Annotated in this window: 19 protein-coding genes; 13 read left to right on the top strand and 6 right to left on the bottom strand. The window is 37.4% G+C overall.

All coding sequences use genetic code 11. The features are described 5' to 3' along the window. Window positions 1–250 precede the first annotated feature (250 nt). From V7150_RS04090 to V7150_RS04080, 3 genes are all read left to right on the top strand, one after another. Window positions 251–3,922 (top strand): dynamin family protein, encoded by a 3,672-nt coding sequence (locus tag V7150_RS04090; RefSeq protein ID WP_335513855.1) that lies wholly within the window; start codon window positions 251–253, stop codon window positions 3,920–3,922. A gap of 14 nt (window positions 3,923–3,936) precedes the next feature. Beyond that, complete coding sequence (locus tag V7150_RS04085) at window positions 3,937–4,758, top strand: sulfurtransferase (protein ID WP_335513853.1); 822 nt, start codon at window positions 3,937–3,939, stop codon at window positions 4,756–4,758. 63 nt (window positions 4,759–4,821) lie between these two features. Further along, window positions 4,822–5,715 carry a 5'-3' exonuclease gene (locus V7150_RS04080; protein WP_335513851.1) on the top strand — a complete coding sequence of 298 codons (894 nt, stop codon included), beginning with the start codon at window positions 4,822–4,824 and terminating at the stop codon, window positions 5,713–5,715. 45 nt (window positions 5,716–5,760) lie between these two features. Here V7150_RS04080 and sspL read toward each other — a convergent pair whose 3' ends face one another. Then, window positions 5,761–5,895, bottom strand: coding sequence for a small, acid-soluble spore protein L (gene sspL / locus V7150_RS04075; RefSeq protein ID WP_283919165.1), 135 nt, complete (start codon window positions 5,893–5,895; stop codon window positions 5,761–5,763). 206 nt (window positions 5,896–6,101) lie between these two features. Here sspL and V7150_RS04070 point away from each other — a divergent pair, with 206 nt between their 5' ends. Continuing rightward, a complete protein-coding gene (locus V7150_RS04070) occupies window positions 6,102–6,371 on the top strand; it encodes a DUF6123 family protein (protein WP_283919164.1) in 270 nt (89 codons plus the stop codon). A 31-nt stretch (window positions 6,372–6,402) separates the two neighbouring features. Here V7150_RS04070 and V7150_RS04065 read toward each other — a convergent pair whose 3' ends face one another. Both V7150_RS04065 and V7150_RS04060 read right to left on the bottom strand, forming a co-directional pair. Beyond that, entirely contained in the window at window positions 6,403–7,323 is a 921-nt protein-coding gene (locus V7150_RS04065) for a DMT family transporter (protein ID WP_335513848.1), read from the bottom strand. Beyond that, window positions 7,301–7,738, bottom strand: coding sequence for a reverse transcriptase-like protein (locus V7150_RS04060; protein ID WP_335513846.1), 438 nt, complete (start codon window positions 7,736–7,738; stop codon window positions 7,301–7,303). Before V7150_RS04060 ends, V7150_RS04065 begins: the two co-directional genes overlap by 23 nt. 173 nt (window positions 7,739–7,911) lie before the next feature. Here V7150_RS04060 and V7150_RS04055 point away from each other — a divergent pair, with 173 nt between their 5' ends. Together V7150_RS04055 and V7150_RS04050 are read left to right on the top strand one after the other, a co-directional pair. Further along, window positions 7,912–8,568, top strand: coding sequence for a reverse transcriptase-like protein (locus tag V7150_RS04055; protein WP_335513844.1), 657 nt, complete (start codon window positions 7,912–7,914; stop codon window positions 8,566–8,568). 20 nt (window positions 8,569–8,588) lie between these two features. After that, window positions 8,589–8,774: a zinc-finger domain-containing protein gene (locus V7150_RS04050; protein WP_335513842.1), complete on the top strand. Its 186-nt coding sequence runs from the start codon at window positions 8,589–8,591 to the stop codon at window positions 8,772–8,774. A gap of 72 nt (window positions 8,775–8,846) precedes the next feature. Here the strand turns inward: V7150_RS04050 and cspD are convergent, their stop codons facing one another. After that, complete coding sequence (gene cspD, locus V7150_RS04045) at window positions 8,847–9,047, bottom strand: cold-shock protein CspD (protein ID WP_071355562.1); 201 nt, start codon at window positions 9,045–9,047, stop codon at window positions 8,847–8,849. 279 nt (window positions 9,048–9,326) lie between these two features. Between cspD and V7150_RS04040 the strand changes: the two genes are divergently transcribed. The 7 genes from V7150_RS04040 (at window position 9,327) to mntR (ending at window position 18,529) form a co-directional block, all read left to right on the top strand. Beyond that, entirely contained in the window at window positions 9,327–9,611 is a 285-nt protein-coding gene (locus V7150_RS04040; RefSeq protein ID WP_335513838.1) for a hypothetical protein, read from the top strand. 280 nt (window positions 9,612–9,891) lie between these two features. Further along, window positions 9,892–11,298: a cytochrome ubiquinol oxidase subunit I gene (locus V7150_RS04035; protein WP_335513836.1), complete on the top strand. Its 1,407-nt coding sequence runs from the start codon at window positions 9,892–9,894 to the stop codon at window positions 11,296–11,298. Between the two features lies 1 nt (window position 11,299). After that, window positions 11,300–12,313, top strand: coding sequence for a cytochrome d ubiquinol oxidase subunit II (gene cydB / locus V7150_RS04030; RefSeq protein ID WP_335513834.1), 1,014 nt, complete (start codon window positions 11,300–11,302; stop codon window positions 12,311–12,313). Beyond that, a complete protein-coding gene (gene cydD / locus V7150_RS04025) occupies window positions 12,313–14,031 on the top strand; it encodes a thiol reductant ABC exporter subunit CydD (protein ID WP_335513832.1) in 1,719 nt (572 codons plus the stop codon). The genes cydB and cydD overlap by 1 nt, the downstream gene beginning before the upstream one ends. Continuing rightward, window positions 14,028–15,758 carry a thiol reductant ABC exporter subunit CydC gene (gene cydC, locus V7150_RS04020; protein ID WP_420490251.1) on the top strand — a complete coding sequence of 577 codons (1,731 nt, stop codon included), beginning with the start codon at window positions 14,028–14,030 and terminating at the stop codon, window positions 15,756–15,758. The genes cydD and cydC overlap by 4 nt, the downstream gene beginning before the upstream one ends. An 85-nt stretch (window positions 15,759–15,843) precedes the next feature. Beyond that, entirely contained in the window at window positions 15,844–18,012 is a 2,169-nt protein-coding gene (locus V7150_RS04015; RefSeq protein WP_335513829.1) for a DNA topoisomerase III, read from the top strand. A gap of 94 nt (window positions 18,013–18,106) precedes the next feature. Beyond that, on the top strand, window positions 18,107–18,529 hold the full coding sequence (gene mntR, locus V7150_RS04010; protein WP_283919153.1) for a transcriptional regulator MntR: 423 nt from the start codon (window positions 18,107–18,109) through the stop codon (window positions 18,527–18,529). Window positions 18,530–18,566: 37 nt separating this feature from the next. On the opposite strand, the gene V7150_RS04005 is transcribed toward mntR, so the two are convergent. Both V7150_RS04005 and metA read right to left on the bottom strand, forming a co-directional pair. Next, window positions 18,567–18,779, bottom strand: a complete 213-nt coding sequence (locus V7150_RS04005; RefSeq protein ID WP_335513827.1) for a DUF3892 domain-containing protein — start codon at window positions 18,777–18,779, stop codon at window positions 18,567–18,569. A 117-nt stretch (window positions 18,780–18,896) separates the two neighbouring features. Continuing rightward, complete coding sequence (metA, locus tag V7150_RS04000) at window positions 18,897–19,805, bottom strand: homoserine O-acetyltransferase MetA (protein ID WP_335513825.1); 909 nt, start codon at window positions 19,803–19,805, stop codon at window positions 18,897–18,899. Window positions 19,806–19,910: the final 105 nt, after the last annotated feature.

Genomic DNA, 19,910 nt, shown 5'->3' with positions numbered 1-19,910 from the left:
GATAAGGAAGGTGTTACATATGGCTTTTGCTTTTGTTGGTGCAACGATTATTATATATGCATTTGTCATGAAGCACGTCTTAAAAAATGTTACACAATAAAGAATTGCTTATTTAATTGGCCAAGGTACTGAACCTTGGTCTTTTTGCTGTTAAAAAATTGTTTTTGGCATAAGGGGTGTCAAGATAGGAAAAGTTTGAATTATCGTATAAAATAAAAATATTACTAAGTTGTTAAGGGGAATAATGAAAATGGTGCAAACAGCCAATCAGAAAGAAACTTTTCAAACATTAAAACGAAAAATCGTTTCGATATATGAGTATTTAATCGATCAACATGATCCAATTCAAGCCGAAAAAGTAAAACAGCTTGCCCAAAAGATAGAGAATCGAGAATTCCTTATCGCGTTCTGCGGTCATTTTTCCGCGGGAAAATCAACGATGATCAATCAAGTTGTCGGGGAAAAATTATTGCCATCTAGTCCGATTCCGACTAGTGCAAACCTAGTGAAAGTTAAATCTGGTGAGGATTATGCGAAAGTATTTTTTAAAAATGAAAAACCTAGGCTTTATTTAGCACCTTATGACTATGAATTAGTTAAGAATTATTGTAAAGACGGTGACAGTATCGAAGAACTGGAGATTAGCCATAGCGACTCCCGTCTTCCATCGAATACAGTGATTATGGATACACCGGGAATCGATTCAGCCGATGATGCCCACCGGATCGCAACGGAATCCGCTATCCATCTAGCTGATTTAATCTTTTACGTAATGGATTACAATCATGTCCAAGCAGAATTGAATTTTTTATTTACAAAGGAATTAACGAAAGCCGGCAAAGAAGTTTATCTAGTTATTAACCAAATTGATAAACATAAAGATGAGGAATTAAGTTTTTCAGACTTTCAAAAGAGTGTTGTTGATTCCTTTGCTTCATGGGGAGTCAATCCAGCAAGGATTTTTTATACATCATTGAAGTATAAAGAACACCCTTTTAATGAATTCCAACAGCTTCAGGCTTTTATTGCTGAAAAATTAGATGCAAAGGATCAATTGATCGTTCCATCCATTTTTCATTCATTAAAAAAAATAGCCCAAGATCATGTAAACCAAGCAAATAGGCTGGAAGAAGAGGAGCTTATACCCACTCTTGAAATTTTAAAAGAAGTAACAGAGCAGGAAAAACAAGATTTAGTAACCTCCTATCAAAGTCGCACCTCCAATCTAAAGAAAATAAAGGATGGTACTCTAGATAAGGAAAGGGAATTTGATAACAATATAGCCCAAATCATGAAAAATGCTTATCTCATGCCTTTTCAAACAAGGGAGTTAGCGAAAAGCTTTCTAGAATCCTTACAAACAGAATTTAAAGTAGGATTTCTATTTTCTAAGCAAAAGACCTTAGAAGAGAAGAATAAAAGATTAGACAGTTTTTATCTGGATCTGCTTGAAAAAACAAAATCACAGCTCGAGTGGCATTTAAGAGAATTTTTGCTTCGAACCTTAAAGGAAACGGAGCTTAATCAAGTTGAACTTCAAGGTTTAGCGCAATCCTTTTCCATCCCTGTCCCGATCGATTTGGTAATCAATACAGTGAAATCAGGGGCACTTCTAACGGGAGATTACGTCATCCATTATACAGATGATGTTGCCAATGAGATCAAAAGAATCGCGAGAAACCAACTAGCTGATTTTAAAGAGAACTTATTAGAAGCATTAAAAAATCAAACGACAAAGGAAAAAGAGCGGGACGAAAAAGAATTATACAAAATCGAGAGATATGTAAAGGCAATAGCAGCTCTGAAAAAGCATGAACAAAACAGTTTATTACGAGAAAAAGCAATCGATGATCTTCTTATACAATTTGCAGTCTTTCAGGAAGATGTGTATGAGCTTTTTGTTCAAGAAGAGGAAGAATATGAAGTGGTCAATTCCACTAAAGAAACGAAATCTTTACAACAAGAAAAGAACAAATCTGATAAAACAAGTGAAGTACCTTTCATTCTGGATACTAGGAAAAATGATTTCATTCAAGGTGAAGTTCGATTGAAGAATACTACTGAAAGTCTGCATCACGTATCAGAACTAATTAAACCCCTGCCTGGTTTTCAGAAGCTTGCAAAGGAATTAAACGATAAAGCAGAAAGATTGGAAAATCAGGGCTTTACGGTTGCGCTATTTGGTGCCTTTAGTGCCGGAAAATCCTCTTTTGCTAATGCCCTATTAGGAGAAAAAGTATTACCTGTTTCGCCTAATCCGACTACGGCTGCCATTAATAAGATTAAGCCGGTTTCAGATGTACATCCACATGGAACAGTTCTGGTTAAGTTTAAGGAGCGAGACACGATGCTTGAGGATGTAAATCGTGCCTTAAAGGTTTTTGATTTACATGCTAATGATTTCGATGCGTGCGCAGAAATAATTGATCAAGTTATGCTTGAGAAAGGGAAAGAAGGAGTTCTAGAGAAAACTCATTTTGCCTTTTTACAGGCATTTAAGAAAGGATATACTTCTTTTGTAGAATTACTTGGAACCGTAAAGGAAACTGAGATAAAAGAATTTCATGAATTTGTCGCAATAGAAGAAAAATCATGCTACGTCGAATGGATTGAGCTGTACTATGATTGTGAGTTAACACAAAAAGGAATAACACTCGTTGATACCCCGGGAGCTGATTCCATTAACGCCCGCCATACTGGTGTTGCCTTTGATTACATTAAGAACTCAGATGCAATCCTTTTTGTCACATATTACAACCATGCATTTTCAAAAGCCGACCGAGAATTTTTAATTCAGCTAGGACGTGTAAAAGAATCGTTCCAAATGGATAAAATGTTCTTCATAATTAATGCGATCGATCTTGCCGAAAGTGAAGAAGAACAGGAAACAGTGACAGAATATGTCGCAGAGCAGCTAATGAAATATGGAATCAGAAATCCTCATCTATATCCATTATCAAGTTTGCTCGCCATAAATGAAAAAACGAATTCAAAACTTATCGTAGATTCTGGAATGAGCAAATTCGAGCAAGCGTTTTATCATTTTATTTCTAGGGACTTAACGGAAATGGCCATTTCGTCAGCCGAAAAAGAATTAGCTCGTGTGCATGAACTGATTTGCAGGCTTATTCAAAGCTCGAGGGAAGACCATTCAGTTAAGGAGCAAAAACGATCCGAGATTGAAAAGCAAAAGGGGATGATCAATGCGTTAATGCAAAAGCAAACCGCCGAGCCGTTACAGAACCGTTTGCACATGGAGACAGAAGAATTAGTTTACTATATTAAGCAAAGAGTATTCTTGCGTTTTGGTGATTTCTTTAAGGAGGCATTTAACCCATCATCACTTCGTGACGACGGCCGCAATCTGAAAAAGTCGCTGCAGGCAGCACTTGATGAATTTCTCGAAAGTCTTGGCTATGATTTTGCCCAAGAAATGAGAGCAACAACTGTAAGAACTGACCGCTTTATTGAAAGACTGCTTACGGAGTATCAAACAGGGCTCATTAAGAACCTTATAGAAATAAACCAAGACCTTTCCTTTTCTATATTTGAAAAAGTCCAAAGTGAAGAAATTGATTTTCCAACTGCCTTTATAGATTTAGACCTTCAGATCTTCGCGAAGGGAATGACGTATTTTAAAAATCCAAAGACCTTTTTTGAAAAAAACGAAAAGAAACTCATGAGCGATGAACTTAATAGTATCCTAAATGTACTTGCAGACAACTATTTGAAGCAAGAATCTAGCCGATTAAAAAGTCATTATTCAACTGAATTGAATTACGAATTTAATCGGCTAATAGATCAAATGACCGAGCAGGCGGATGATTTTTATTTAAGCCTTCTTTCAGCCTTAGATGGTGGAGTTTCGATCGAACTTTTAACTGACATACAAGAAAAGCTTACAGAAGAAATAGCTAAATGAGGGGGCCCTTTTGAATGAAATATGTTAAAGACAAGGAATGGTTATTGAAAAATATAAATAAAAATAATGTAAGAATTGTCGATTGCCGATTTTCATTAGCAGAACCCGAAAAAGGGAAACGGGACTATTTAAGCAATCATATTCCTTATGCAGTTTTCTTTGATTTAGAAAAAGATTTGTCAGCTCCAGTTGGGGAGCACGGGGGACGGCACCCATTGCCGAATGTTGCTGAATTGGTAATGAAATTAGAGGCGGCAGGTATTAGTTCTGATACAACGGTCATTGCTTACGATAATGGTGAAGGGTCTTACGCCGCACGATTTTGGTGGCTCCTTCAATACCTCGGCCATGAAGAGGTGTACGTGCTTGACGGAGGATATAAAGGTTGGTTGGAAGTAAATAATCCTGTAACGGAGGATATTCCTTCCTTCGAGAAAGCGGATTTTCGTGTCAATCTGAAATCTGAATTGTTAGCATCCGTTGAAGAAGTTAAAGAAGCAGTTGAAAAACATAACAAAATCCTAATCGATTCCCGCGAAGAAAAGCGTTATCTTGGTTTGGAAGAACCAATTGATAAAAAAGCCGGCCATATCCCTGGTGCGATAAATAAGCCATGGATGAAGGGATTAAGAGGAAATCAATATTTACCAGCGGGTGAACAAAAACTAAGGTTTTCAGATATTGATCCTGACGGTCAAATCATTGTTTACTGCGGTTCAGGGATAACCGCTGTACCAAATTTCCTTGCTTTAAAAGAAGCAGGTTTTGAAAAGGTAAAGCTATATGTTGGAAGCTTTAGCGACTGGATCACCTATAAGGAAAATAAAATCGAATAATTTTCGAGGCCATCTTATGTTATAATGGAACTCGTGTTGTTTTTTAATGAGGGGACTGAGGAAATGGTAAATCAAAAGCCTTCACTTTTGCTTGTTGATGGAATGGCCCTGTTATTCCGTGCATTTTATGCTACTGCTGTGACAGGACAATATATGATAAATTCTAAAGGCATTCCGACGAATGGAATCCATGGGTTCGTAAAACATTTATTTACAGCGGTATCTTCCTTTAAACCTACACACCTGGCTGTTTGTTGGGATATGGGGAGTAAAACCTTTCGAACAGAGTTATTTGCAGACTATAAAGGAAATCGAGGCGAGGCTCCGGTCGAACTGATCCCGCAATTTAACTTAGTAAAAGAAGTAGTCGCTTCTTTTGATATTCCAAATATTGGGCTAGAAGGCTATGAAGCGGATGATTGCATTGGAACAATTGCCAATCAAATGAAGAATCATACTCATGTATCCATCTTAACTGGTGACCAAGATATTCTTCAGCTTCTTGACGAAAGAATCTCAGTCATTTTATTGAAAAAAGGCTATGGGAATTACCTTGTTCACACTCCACAAACTTTCTTTGAAGAGAAAGGGATTACCCCAAGGCAGATGATTGACTTAAAAGCATTGATGGGTGACCCAAGTGATAATTATCCAGGAGTGAGAGGAATCGGCGAAAAGACTGCATTAAAGCTTTTACAGGAATTTGAACATATTGAAGGTATTATTTCTAACTTAGATCGGTTATCAAAATCCAATAAGACAAAAATTGAGCAGGATTTAGACATGCTCCACCTTTCGAGAATGCTCGCTGAAATAAAATGTGATGTTCCAGTTAGCTGTGCCTTGGAAGAGGCAGGACTTAGAATTGAAAAAGAAAAAGCATTAAATAAATTGTTGGAAATTGAGCTTCGAGGAGTACAGCGGCTGCTTCCGTTTGATGAAGCTATTATTTCCTAATGTGAAAGGTTGTCTCGATTTGGGACAACCTTTTTGAAAAAATAGTTACTTTGTGTTTTTCTTCTTTGCTGCATTTTCTAGTTTGCTTTTTGGTTCTGCAGCAAATTCTGTATCCTGTCCATATCCTTGTGGATTTACTCCATGTGCTTTCATACCGCGGTTATTCCCTTTTTTGCTCATTAATGCTTCACCTCCCATAATCGTTAGTCTTTCCATTACGAATAATAAAACTCCGGCATTCGAACAATAAGTTGGCGGGGCAGTACTAGGTACAGCAGTCGGAGTAATTGGGCATTTATGTACAAAAAAGAATAGAAAAGCATCGAATTTTAGGTTAAGATTTTAAAGGGATATTTTAAAGCTTGAGGGAGAGGGCTGGTTTATCAGTGCGAACAGTTGAAGAGTATTTGCACTACTTGAAAGGAAAGGGCTTTCAATTTCAGGAAGATGCAATTGGCTTTATTTTCTTTGGAAAACACTATACAAATGCTTCAGATGAAATGATTAATACAGCTATCGAGCTGACGTTAAAAGCACAGAGGAGATTCGATGGCAGTTTTTATATGTCATTGCTGGAAACGTTAATCTCGAACAAGATCAATACCAGAAAAGAAGCGATAAATTTTGTTAAGGAACAAGAATTGCTTGGAATATAAAATAAAACTCCCATAGTAGGGAGTTTTTTAGTTAACTTTCGATGCCTTTATTTTTTCTAAGCAAAGGTATTTTATTTGCTGGCAGTTCAGCGAAAATCATTCCCAAAAAAATAAGGCCGCAACCCAAAAGGGCACTTAAAGATAAACGTTCATTAGCCCAAAAATAACCGGCAATTGCCGCGAAAACAGGCTCCATGGCAAAAATTAACGCCACCCTTGTTGCCAAGGTATATTTTTGAAAATTCGTTTGAATAAAAAAGGCGATGGCGGTTGCAAACACACTAGTAATAACTATCCCAATGATGACATCTTGTGAAAATAGAATGTCCATTCTTAGTGACTTTTTCCAATCTTCAAAAATAAAAGAGGAACCCATCGATAGTAGGACAACGGTTGTAATTTGAATAACTGTTAATAAAAGTGTCGGGTATTTACTACTAAATTTGCCTGTAAAAATAATGTGCATAGCAAAACAAATCGCACAAATAAACACATATCCATCACCGATATTTAATGATGATACATCAGTCATGGTAAGTAAAAATAAACCTATCGTTGCAGTTAAAACACCAAAAATCCCATTCATACTCGGAAACTGTTTAAGTAAAAACATGGAGAATAAGGGCACTAAAACTACACTTAGACCTGTGATAAATCCAGCCTTTGAAGTAGTTGTATATAAAAGGCCGATGGTTTGAGTCACATAGCCAAGAAAAAGCCAAAACCCAATGAACATACCTGATGCAATTAATTTAATATTCAATTGTTTAAGCTGTTTTTTTCCAAACACCAGAAGGCAAAGAATGAGTAAAAGCGCCGCAATGAAGAAACGGATTCCGTTAAAGGCTAATGGCGGCAGGAAATCAATCGCATTTTTAACTAACAGAAAGGTTGTGCCCCAGATTAAAGTAACAAGAAGTAAGCTTAAATCAGCAAATATGGGTTTTTTCATGATGTTTATTAGGCTCCACTTTTGAATTTTTTTGTATCGCCAGTCGTGCCAGTTCATCAGCAACTTTGTTTTCAGCACTAGGGATCCATTTCATAAAAAATAAATCGATCTTTTTTGTTAAATGTAATGCTTCTTCAAGTAAAGGAGCATACAATTTATTTTTGACAAACTCTTTTTCGACAGACATATTAACTAATTCGGAATCCGTGCGAAATGATACGACCGAATTTGAGAATCCATTTGTTATGCATATGTTTAGCGCTCTAATAAAAGCATGAAATTCGGCTTCGTGGTTGGACATAATGCCAAGCGGTATCGAATATTTTTCTGTTGTGCCGTTTGCTTTAATAAAAACCCCTGCACCGCTCTGCCCGGGATTACCAGCACTTGCTCCATCAATATACACTTCAATCAATGCTGATACCTCCAGTTTAGTCATAATGAAAGTTTAACATATTTTAACACAGTAGTTCGGGAAAATATTTTCTAATGTTCAAATGGATATGATATAAATATATATATTTATCAGCTAAATGAATAAGCTAGTTGATAAGAACGTGAAAATCATTTCTTGAGAGGCTGAAAACAATGAAATTTAGGCTTGAATGGTACTATAAAGTAAAAAAGAATGAAAAAGTCCAATGTTCATCTGAATGGTTATCAGGGGAATTAGCCGTTCAAATGGGTGAAGAGTTAGAGGGAACTGGAAAGGTAGTGGATTTGTATTTTTATGATGAAAAAGGGACATCTTGGATATTAAAAGAAGTGAAAAAGCTGATAACCGAAATCGTAGATGACCCCCATGAAATTACTGTTTATTTTGACGGGGGCTTCAATAAAGAGACTAATCAAGCAGGGCTTGGAGCAGTTATTTTTTTTAAACAAGGAAAAAAGAAATACCGCATCCGTGCCAATGAATGTTTTGAAGAAATAGAAACCAACAATGAAGCAGAATATGCAGCTTTTCATTATGCACTATATATATTAGAAGATTTAGGAGTACATCATCTTTCCTGTGAATTTAAGGGGGATTCCCAGGGTGTATTAAAGCAGCTCGAAGGGGAATGGCCATGTTATGAGGAAACACTTAACCGGTGGCTTAATCGGATTGAGGAAAAAATGAAAGAACTCGGACTTCAGCCTAAATTTACAGTCATTCCAAGAAAGGATAATAAGGAAGCAGATAAATTAGCTACACAAGCATTAGAAGGGAAAGAAATCTTCGCAAAAACATTAATTCTTTAAGAAGAGGGTGTGTACTACTAATGAAGCCTTCAGCCAGAAAAGAACTTTTTAATCGAGTAGAAAGCTTGATGAATCAATATTGTGAAGGCTGTTTTTTACATCAGCAGTTAAAAAGAGAAGGCGGGCGGAGAAGGGCACACCGATTCTGTATTTCCGAATGTACCATTGGGGAAAGGCTGCAGGAGTATGGGGAAAAACTCAAGTAAAAAGGTATACTATTGGAAAATAAAAAGGCTGACGAAAACGTCAGCCTTTGATTGGTTATTTTTATTTAAGGATTATAGTTTTACTACGTTAGCAGCTTGTGGTCCACGGTTTCCTTCAACGATTTCGAAAGAAACTTCTTGACCTTCTTCTAATGCTTTGAAGCCTTCGCCTTGAATCGCACTGAAATGTACGAATACATCGTCGCCGCCTTCAACTTCGATAAAACCAAAACCTTTTTCGTTGTTAAACCATTTTACTTTACCGTTTTGCATGTACTTCTTCCTCCTAAGCCTTTCAAGACACCGCCAATGGTGCCAAAGATAAATATTATCATGCAGCAAATCAGCTAATATTATTATTTGATTACATGATGCTTTAAATATACAATAATGAAAATGGACAGTCAAGGAAAGGTAAGCGGTTTTTTGCCGAAAACATGCAAGTTTCGATAAATTAATAAAAAAGTCTGAATTTAAATCCCTAATTAACATAATTATGGCTCTTCCTCATATGTTAAATTAATAAATTTACATGTTAGAGGTGGGGAAGCGATGTTCCGATTTTCACTGGAAGGGGAGGATTGGATTTTAAGATTTTCACCACAAGTTTTCATTGAAGCAGATGAAAAGCAGGCAATCCTATTGTCACTGCTTCATATTGGTGATGATTTAACCAATTTTTCTCATGGTGATGCTTTTATTATGTTTGCAAAGAAAATTGGTGCTATTGTCTTCGATGTAGAAAGAATACCATCCTTAATATTAACAGTATCCAATATCGTTCCCAAGGAGAATTGGTATATTCAGGAATCAACAATTAAAAGTAATCATAAATGAATATAAGCATAGATGTCTTTTTTAGGGGCGGCCGAATTCAATATGGCTCCCCTTTTTTTATTCTAGATAAATGGTAGATAAATCCTCTGAGAGATATTTGTCACACTATTGACATATATCCACGTTGGTGACATCGGTAAGTTTGATATTATATAGGAGAGGTTCAGTTTGATAAAAATTCTAATAAAGTAATTATTATTTATTTTCAATTGCGTTTTATAATTACATAATGTGAAAGTTTGAACAAATTAGAAGCAAAAATAGCAGAGGAGTGAATTAAATGGATCCGGTTATGCTGGCAAGAATCCAATTTGCTGTGACGACGATTTTCCATTTCTTCTTCGTGCCGCTTTCAATAGGCCTTGTGTTTATGGTGGCATTGATGGAAACGTTGTACGTAGTAAAAAAACAAGAGCTTTACAAGAAAATGGCGAAGTTTTGGGGGCATTTGTTTCTAATTAACTTCGCAGTAGGTGTTGTAACAGGGATCATTCAAGAGTTTCAATTTGGGATGAACTGGTCAGATTATTCAAGATTCGTTGGAGATGTCTTTGGAGCACCGCTTGCTATAGAAGCTCTGCTTGCTTTTTTTATGGAGTCCACGTTTATTGGGCTGTGGATTTTTGGCTGGGAGCGTTTATCGAAAAAAGTTCATTTGGCATGTATTTGGCTCGTGTCTATAGGAACAATGTTATCCGGTTTTTGGATTCTTTCAGCCAACTCATTTATGCAAGTACCAGTAGGATTTGAAATGAACAATGGACGGGCAGAAATGAATGATTTCCTTGCCCTGATCACGAACGGTCAATTATGGGTAGAATTTCCGCATGTGTTGACCGGTGCATTGTGCACAAGTGCATTTTTTGTTGCCGGTGTAAGTGCATTTAACTTATTAAAAAAGAAACATGTTGAATTTTATAAAAAGTCAATGAAAGTCGCCATTTGCATTGGGTTAATCGGCAGTTTTGGTACAGCTTTAAGCGGACATACCCAGGCGCAGTATCTTGTCAAAACCCAGCCAATGAAAATGGCGGCGGCTGAAGGGATATGGAAAGATACTGCAGATCCTGCCCCATGGTCGGCTTTTGCGTTGATTGATACAGAGAAAAGAGAGAACACTTTTGAAATAAACATTCCATATGCAATGAGCTTTTTAGCCTATTCAAAATTTGAAGGCAGCTTAAAAGGAATGGAAACATTACAAAAAGAGTATTCCGACAAATATGATTCAGTTGTCGGTGAAGGTACAAACTATATCCCTCCCGTGAAGACAACCTATTGGAGTTTTAGATTGATGATTGGCTTTGGAATGGGAATGATTTTATTATCACTAGCTGGTGTTTACCTATGGAAAAAAAATTCCCTAGAACGCAGTCGTCTTTTCTTAAAGCTGCTTTTACCGGCGATTTCATTTCCATTTTTGGCTAATACTTTTGGCTGGATTATGACCGAGGTGGGAAGGCAGCCATGGACCGTATTCGGCTTGATGACTACCGCTGACTCAATTTCACCGAATGTCTCGCCGGGAACCATTCTTTTCTCGATCATTATGTATATGTTAATATTTACTATTTTAGCAGGGGTAATGATCTATTTAATTGTCCGCGAAATTAAAAAGGGTCCTGAAATTCACGAACATGTTAATGCAAAGGTATCAACAGATCCTTTTAGTAAGGTAGGTGCTTGAGATGGAATTAAGTGAATTATGGTTTGTCTTAATCGCCGTCGTATTTATTGGCTTTTTTTTCCTTGAGGGTTTTGATTTTGGTGTGGGCATGTCTACACGGTTTCTTGCCCGTAATCAGACTGAACGAACAGTGATGGTAAATACAATCGGCCCGTTTTGGGATGCTAATGAGGTTTGGCTGTTAACGGGCGGGGGTGCTATTTTTGCGGCATTTCCACATTGGTATGCTACCATGTTTAGCGGATACTATTTACCATTATTAGCTGTACTCCTTTGCTTAATCGGGCGCGGGGTTTCATTTGAATTCCGCCGTAAAGTTGACAATCTCAAATGGACAAATTGTTGGGATTGGGTCATTTTCTTTGGCAGCCTCGTGCCTCCGTTCCTTCTCGGAGTTCTATTTACAAGCATGCTTAGGGGAATGCCAATCCAGGATGATATGAACATGAGGGCTAGTTTTACAGATTTTATTAACGTTTATTCTCTTTGGGGAGGAGTAACCGTCACATTACTATGTTTTTTACATGGCCTTAATTTTTTGACATTAAAAACTGAGGGCGATATTAGGAAACGCTCGGCCCTTTTAGCACAAAAAGTAGTATTAGCCGTTTTGGGATCCTTAGTCATTTTTGTTGCTTTATCCTGGAAGATGACAGATATTTTTGAGGTCCGCCTAATTCCTGAGCTGTCACTTGTGGTATTAATTGTCCTTTCATACGGACTGACCTGGTATTTTATCACTAAAAAAAGGGAAGGTTTAGCCTTTACAATGTCTGGATTAGGGTTAGCGGCAACGATTTCAGCTATTTTCGTCGGCTTATTCCCAAGGGTGATGATCAGCTCTATTAATAAGGCGTTCGATTTAACAGTGTACAATGCTTCAAGCGGGGCATACTCCTTGAAAATCATGACTATTGTAGCGATAACCATTTTACCGTTTGTATTAGGGTATACGATTTGGAGTTACTATGTATTTCGGAAACGGGTGACGGATAAGGAGCATTTAACGTACTGATGGATAAAACCTTGTTCTCCTATAAAGGAGTAAAACTACTATTAGTAAAACTTGCAATCTTGACCCTTTTTCAAGGTGCGTTAATTATCATACAGGCTTATGCCTTGGCAGATGCAATCTCCTCTCTTTTTGGGGGAGATTTGTTTCGTGCTGTATACAAAAAATTAGCCGTTTTTCTTTTTGCCCTTATTGGCCGCCAGTTGATCGTGGTCTTGAAAAAAAACATTTCATTCAAGTTTGCTGCCTTGACTAGCGAAAATCTTCGTGAAAAACTGCTGCAAAAATTATTTCAGCTTGGCCCCAGGTTTGTAAGAAAAGAGGGTTCTGGACAAACTGTCACCCTGGTGATGGATGGCGTGTTAAAATTTCGCCGTTATCTAGAGCTTATTTTTATAAAAATGATCAACATGGCATTCATTCCTTCGTCAATTTTAATTGTTATCTTTTATGTAAATACCCGTTCTGCAGTCATCCTAATGCTCACTCTGCCAATCCTTATCGTCTTTATGATCCTGCTGGGATTGGCGGCAAAAAGTAAAGCTGACCACCAATATAAATCCTATCAATTATTATCCAATCATTTTGTAGACTCATTAAGAGGATTAGAGACACTTAAATACTTAGGATTAAGCAAGCAGCATATCAACAAAATTAACCTTGTTAGTGAAAAGTACAGACGGGCTGTGATGGCAACATTGAAAGTTGCATTTTTATCATCCTTTGCTTTGGACTTTTTTACGATGCTCTCAATTGCAACAGTTGCCGTTTTTCTAGGCTTGGGGTTAATTAATGGGACAATCGACCTGAAACCGGCATTAACTATTCTTATTTTAGCCCCGGAATACTTTTTACCTATTAGAGAGTTAGGCGCTGATTATCATGCCAGTCTTGATGGTAAAAATGCGGGTAATAAGATGATGGAAATTATTTCTATCGAATCACAAGTCCCATTACTAGCCAACGTTCCAATGTGTAAATCAACAAGTACCTTATCAATCAAAGGCTTGAATGTACAGTTTGAGGATAATAGTCAAGCGGCATTAGCAGATATAAATCTATCAGTAACAGGAGCAAAAAAGATTGGTATTATCGGGGCAAGTGGTTCTGGTAAATCAACATTAATAGATATATTAAGTGGGTTTTTAACACCGTCGTCAGGAGAGTTTCAGCTGAATGGTAAAGCCCTAACTTCCTTTTCTGCTGAAGACTGGCAGAATCAAATAACCTATATTCCTCAGCACCCGTTTTTGTTTAACGATACAGTTCTAAACAATATTCGCTTTTATCATCCCGAGGCAACTGAGGAGGAGGTGGCGTTTGCTGCCAAGAAAGCAGGTTTATTGGAAGTGATTCACGAATTGTCCGAAGGACTTGAGACCATCATTGGTGATGGCGGACGGACGCTTAGCGGCGGGCAGGAACAACGAATCGCACTTGCACGTGCATTTTTAGGGAATCGTCCCGTCATCATGCTGGATGAGCCAACGGCCCATTTAGATATTGAAACAGAAGCTGAATTAAAAGAAACGATGTTAAGGATGTTTGATGAAAAACTTGTATTTTTTTCAACACATCGCTTACACTGGATGCTCGATATGGATCAAATTCTTGTCCTTGACCAAGGTCGGCTAGTTGAAGTGGGTACGCATGAACAATTAATTACCAGTAAAGGGACATACTATAAGCTCGTGTACCAATCAATGGAGGGGAACATATAAACATGCTAAAATGGATTTTTCCTTATTTGCGTCAATATCGTAGACTGTTTATTTTTTCGATTCTTATAGGTTCCCTTGCAATTCTTTTTGGTGCAGCATTAATGTTTACATCTGGCTATCTTATTTCAAAAGCAGCGACGCGTCCAGAATCAATATTAATGGTCTATGTACCAATTGTTGGTGTTCGCACATTTGGTATTGGCCGTGCAGTCCTTAGCTATGTCGAGAGATTAACAGGACATAATTTAATTTTAAAGATTCTTTCAAAGATGCGAGTAAACTTATATAAAATGCTTGAACCACAAGCATTATTCATCAGTTCGCGGTTTCGCACAGGTGATATGCTTGGTGTCCTTGCGGATGATATTGAACATTTACAGGATTTTTATTTAAAAACCATGTTTCCTGCGATTATTTCATTAATGATGTACACCGTGATTATTATTTGTGCAGGTCTTTTCTCGATTCCATTTGCGATAATTTTAGCCGTTTTCATCAGTTTGTTAGTTTTTGTAGGGCCAAGTTTTTCTCTTGTTTTTGTAAAGGTGAAAAACGAACAATTAAAAAGAGGAAGAAATAGATTATACCAACAGATGACTGAAGCCGTTTTTGGAATAAGTGACTGGATCTTTAGCGGTCATTATCGTAGATTTATCGGGCGCTATGAACAACAGGAGCGGAAGCTGTTAGAACTGGAAAAAAAGAAGGTTTCCTTTATTAATTGGCGAGATATTATAAATCAAACAATACTTGGTGTCATTGTAGTCTATGTTATTTACTGGGCAAATGATTTTACGATAAACGGTGAAATCCCCCCAACATTCATTGCCGCTTTCGGACTCGTGATGTTATCGTTACTGGAATCCTTTTTACCAATTGCAGGGGCAGTCAGTGATACAACCATTTATCAAGATTCATTTAAACGCCTTGATTCCATTCAGTCATCCGAACCGCAACAAGATAAGCTAAAGGAAATACAACCATCCAGATCGCCGATTTCGCTTGAATTAAATAATGTAACGTTTAGATATTCAGAAAAGAGATTGTTTGACAATTTTAATTTAAATGTCAAGCAAGGAGAGAAACTAGCTATTATCGGCCGCAGTGGTTCAGGAAAGTCAACATTGCTAAAGCTCGTTTATGGAGCGCTCGTCCCAGCAAGTGGCGAAGTGGAAATCAATGGCCAATTAGCACATCACTTAGAACCTTCAATGTCAAAAATAATTGCCGTTCTAAATCAAAAGGCATACTTATTTAATACATCTATCCTCAATAATATCCGCCTTGGCAATCCGGAAGCAACTGATGAAGAAGTGTTTAATGCTGCACGGATGGTACAATTGGAAGAGATGGTTAAGAAATTGCCTAATGGATATGAAACGAATATGCAGGAAACTGGCCAGCGTTTTTCCGGGGGAGAGCGGCATAGAATTGCCTTGGCTAGAATACTTTTGCAAAACACTCCGATTGTCTTATTAGATGAACCTACAGTTGGTCTAGACCCAATTACAGAAGCAAAGCTGCTGGCGACCATCTTTGAAACCCTTAAGGGTAAAACCATCATATGGGTGACACATCATTTAATCGGTGTTGAAAAAATGGATCGGATCCTTTTTCTAGACCATGGGAAAATTGTTATGGAAGGAACACATCAACATTTACTGGAAAATGAGGCAAGGTATCGCCATCTTTATGCACTAGATCGGCCGTTTTCAAAAGGTAGCTAATTATAGCAACCTATTTAGAGGCTTTACGAATGTGGTTTAAAATGGGAAAATGAATCCGGGATGCTTTACAAAGGAGCAAAATAAGATGAAATTAATTATTGCTGAAAAACCCGACCAAGGTTCAACATTAGCTTCTATTTTTAAACATAAAAAACAAAATGGTTTTATCGAAATTTTTCCGAATGATACCTTTACAAAAGGGGCCTATGTTACATGGGCGATCGGCCATTTATGTCAGCTCGTTGCGCCGGAAAAGTATGAGTCAGTCTGGAAAAAATGGTCGTTAGACAATCTGCCCATTATACCTGAACATTTCAAATACGAAGTAACGAAAGATAAAGTAAAACAATTTGCTGTCATTAAGAAACTTGTTTCAAACCCAGCGGTTACGGAAGTTATCCATGCAGGTGATGCGGGGCGAGAAGGAGAATTAATTATCCGCAATATTTTAAGGTTAACAAGCTGTAAAATACCAATGAAGCGACTTTGGATCTCATCGTTAACGCCCAATGCGATTCGTGAAGGATTTAATAAATTGTTAGATGAAAAAGAAACCAAGAGCTTGTACCTTGAGGCCTATACCCGTGCCTGTGCCGATTGGGTTGTGGGAATGAATGGTTCAAGGCTTTATAGTTTGCTGCTGCAAAAAAAAGGGTTTTCAGATGTTTTTTCAGTTGGACGCGTACAGACACCAACGTTAGCACTCATTGTTAAACGAGAACTAGAAATCGAGAATTTTAAGGCCGAGCCATTTTGGGAGGTAATTGCCCATTTTGCCATCAATGGTAAGAAATACAGTGGTAAGTGGCAGAATAATGGGGAAACCCGAGTTAAGACAAAGGAAATGGCAGAAAAAGTTGCGGCATTTTGTCGAGAAAAGCCGGCTGAAGTGGCAGAAGTAATATCCGAAAGAAAAGAATTTTTACCGCCGTTACTATATAATTTATCAGCGTTACAAGCGGAGGCAAATAAACGTTATAAATTTCCGCCAAAAATGACGCTGGATGTCCTGCAAAAACTCTATCAAAAAGGGTTTGTATCCTATCCCCGCTCCGATTCGCGATACGTAACGAAAGAAGAGGCTAATATTTTCCCTGAAATTCTAAATAAATTAAGTCATATAAAAGACTATTCAAGCTTTTTCCCATTACCAATTGCCTCAATAGCGGATAATAAACGATATGTTAATGAAAAGAAGGTTACTGATCACTATGCTATTATTCCTACTGAACAAATCCCGAATGTGGAAAGGATTAGTCCTGACGAACGACAAATCTATGATTTAATTGTTACTAGTTTAATTGCAGCCCATTATAATAAGGCCGTAGCCGAATATACGAACGTTACTACATTAGTAGATGGCCGGGCAGCCTTTATCTCGAAGGGAAAGGTACAACTCGAAGAGGGATGGAGAAAAGTCCTAAACCAAAAGGAACGTGAGGATGAGCCTGAGCTTCCTGCATTGACAAAGGGGGAGCAGGGAAAGACTGTTAAAGTAAACGTAAAAGAAAGCCAGACACAGCCGCCAAAGCGCTATACCGAAGGACAGCTGATCACCTTAATGAAAACGGCAGGTAAGCATATAGATGATAAAAAGCTTGAGAAAGTTTTAACAAGAACAGAGGGTCTTGGAACGGAAGCCACTAGAGCAGGTATTATCACAATGCTCAAGGATCGATTATACATTGAAGTGAAAAAGAATTTAGTTTATGCTACCTCAAAAGCAAAAATATTAATTGAAGCGATAGGACAAGAAATCCTCGCTTCACCGGAAATGACCGCAAAATGGGAACAAAAACTGAAGGAAATTTCCGAGGGTTCAGCTGTACCAATGCATTTTATGGAACAAACAAAAAAGATGGTATTACATTTAATCTCTTCTAGTATCGATCAATCGCGGAACTGGACATTTTCTGAGGAAGTTACCCAAAACTTTACTCCCGGAAAACAAAAGACAAGGAGAAAAACGGTTATAAAACTAGGGTTTTGTAAAAAATGTGAAGGGGCTATAATTGATAAAGGCAGCTTTTATGGCTGCAGTAATTATAAAAATAATCAATGCGATTTTACCATTTCCAAAAAAATCCTTGGGAAAAATATTACCCAGAAAAACGTGAAATTACTTCTTTCAGAAGGTAAAACAGAATTGATTGAGGGATTTACAAACAAGGACAAAACCTTTAGTGCAAGGCTTTTCTTTGATGAGAAGGAAAAAAGAGTAAGATTTTTATTTGAAGAACCAGCAGTAAAATAACTCTTTGCTGTTACCATAAATGTGATAAAGAACCTTGTCACTCTTTTTTTTCTATAGTAAACTTTTATGTGAGTAATTTTTTGGAGGTTTCGGGATGCCAACACCTAGTATGGAAGATTATATTGAACAAATCTATATTTTAATTGAAGAAAAAGGATACGCTCGGGTCTCAGATATTGCCGAAGCGTTGTCAGTCCATCCCTCCTCAGTAACGAAAATGGTGCAAAAGCTGGATAAAGATGAATATTTGGTCTATGAAAAATATAGAGGACTTGTGCTGACATCTAAGGGTAAAAAGATTGGCAAACGCCTTGTCTTTAGACATGAGTTGTTAGAACAGTTTTTAAAAATAATCGGTGTTAAAGAAGAAAATATTTATAATGATGTTGAGGGGATTGAACATCATTTAAGTTGGGATTCGATTGATCGAATAGGTGACCTCGTTCAGTTCTTTGATGAGGACGAGAAAAGGGTTGAACTGTTAAGAGAAATTCAAAATCAAAATGAACACGAATGATAAAAAGAAAGCACCTAGCGGCAATTGCTAGGTGCTTTTAAAATAAATTTGGGAAATGATCAAAAGATTGGTCGGCCGCTGGAATTAAGGACATTTTTCCGTCTGTATCCGGGGTGGCAAGCACACCATGGATAAGGCCATTTTCAACCTCCCTTAAAGCTTTACGGTAAGAAATAATCCGCCCCTCAGAAGTAACAAAACTGATAATTTCTCCAAAATGATTGCGATGTACTGCAGCGATTGTTTCCAACTAAATTCCCCCTTTTCCTGTATTATTTCTATATTGTACGAATATTAACCAAAAAGGGATTATCAGATTTTATAAAAAATAAAAAAATAAGCACCGGAGTTTATCCGATGCTTATTATTAACCCCATGTAAAAGGCGTTTCTTGATATACATAATAATTGAGCCAATTTGAAAAGAATAGGTGTCCATGTGAACGCCAGCGATTGATTGGCGGCTGGGTTGGGTCATTGTTTGGAAAATAATTTTCAGGCATATGGATTTTAAGTCCTTTATTCAAATCTCTTTCGTATTCCTGAGCAAGTGAATCAGATTCATATTCCAAATGTCCTGTGATCATGACATGCTTTCGATCTCTGGAAGCAATTAATAATGCTCCGGCATCTTCTGACGCAGCCAGCAATTTTAAATCCGGCTTTTTTAAAATAGCCTCAATCGATACATCAGTGTAGCGGGAATGGGGAGCATAAAAAAGATCATCAAACCCCCGTAGCAATATATCATTTTGCTCGAAAATATGGTGAGCATAAATCCCAGAACATTTTCGCTGTAACTCAAATTTACCAATACCATAATGATAGTAAAGTGCGGCTTGTGCTCCCCAACAAATATGTAATGTTGAAGTTACATTTTGACTGGCCCAGTCCATAATTTCGGTTAATTCAGACCAGTATTTTACTTGATCGAATTCCAATAGTTCAACTGGGGCACCGGTAATGATCATTCCGTCAAATTTCTGATTTTTTATTTGCGGGAAAGTGGTGTAAAACTGCTCCAAATGCTGTTTGCTAGTATGGGTAGATACATAGGAGTTGGTTTTTAAAAAATTTACATTTACCTGTAAGGGTGTGTTTCCCAACAATCTTAAAAGCTGTGTTTCCGCTTTTTCTTTTTCAGGCATTAAATTCAATATTAGTATGTTTAAAGGCCTGATATCCTGGCTGGTTGCTCGTTCATTGTCCATAATGAAAATATTTTCCTGCTCAAGAACCTCCCTGGCAGGTAAAAGCTTTGGAATGTTAATTGGCATGTGACCATCCCCTTTTTTAGCTGCTAAAAGCAGATTTCTGAATACTAAATCCATTAATACAATGGCAAACGGTTAAAAGTCAATGAATATTATAAAAATTCGATA

Source organism: Neobacillus drentensis (assembly GCF_036965245.1).
Lineage (GTDB): Bacteria > Bacillota > Bacilli > Bacillales > Cytobacillaceae > Neobacillus > Neobacillus drentensis_G.
The sequence above is the reverse complement of the archived record's forward strand: the minus strand, read 5'-3'. Positions and strand labels throughout refer to the sequence as shown.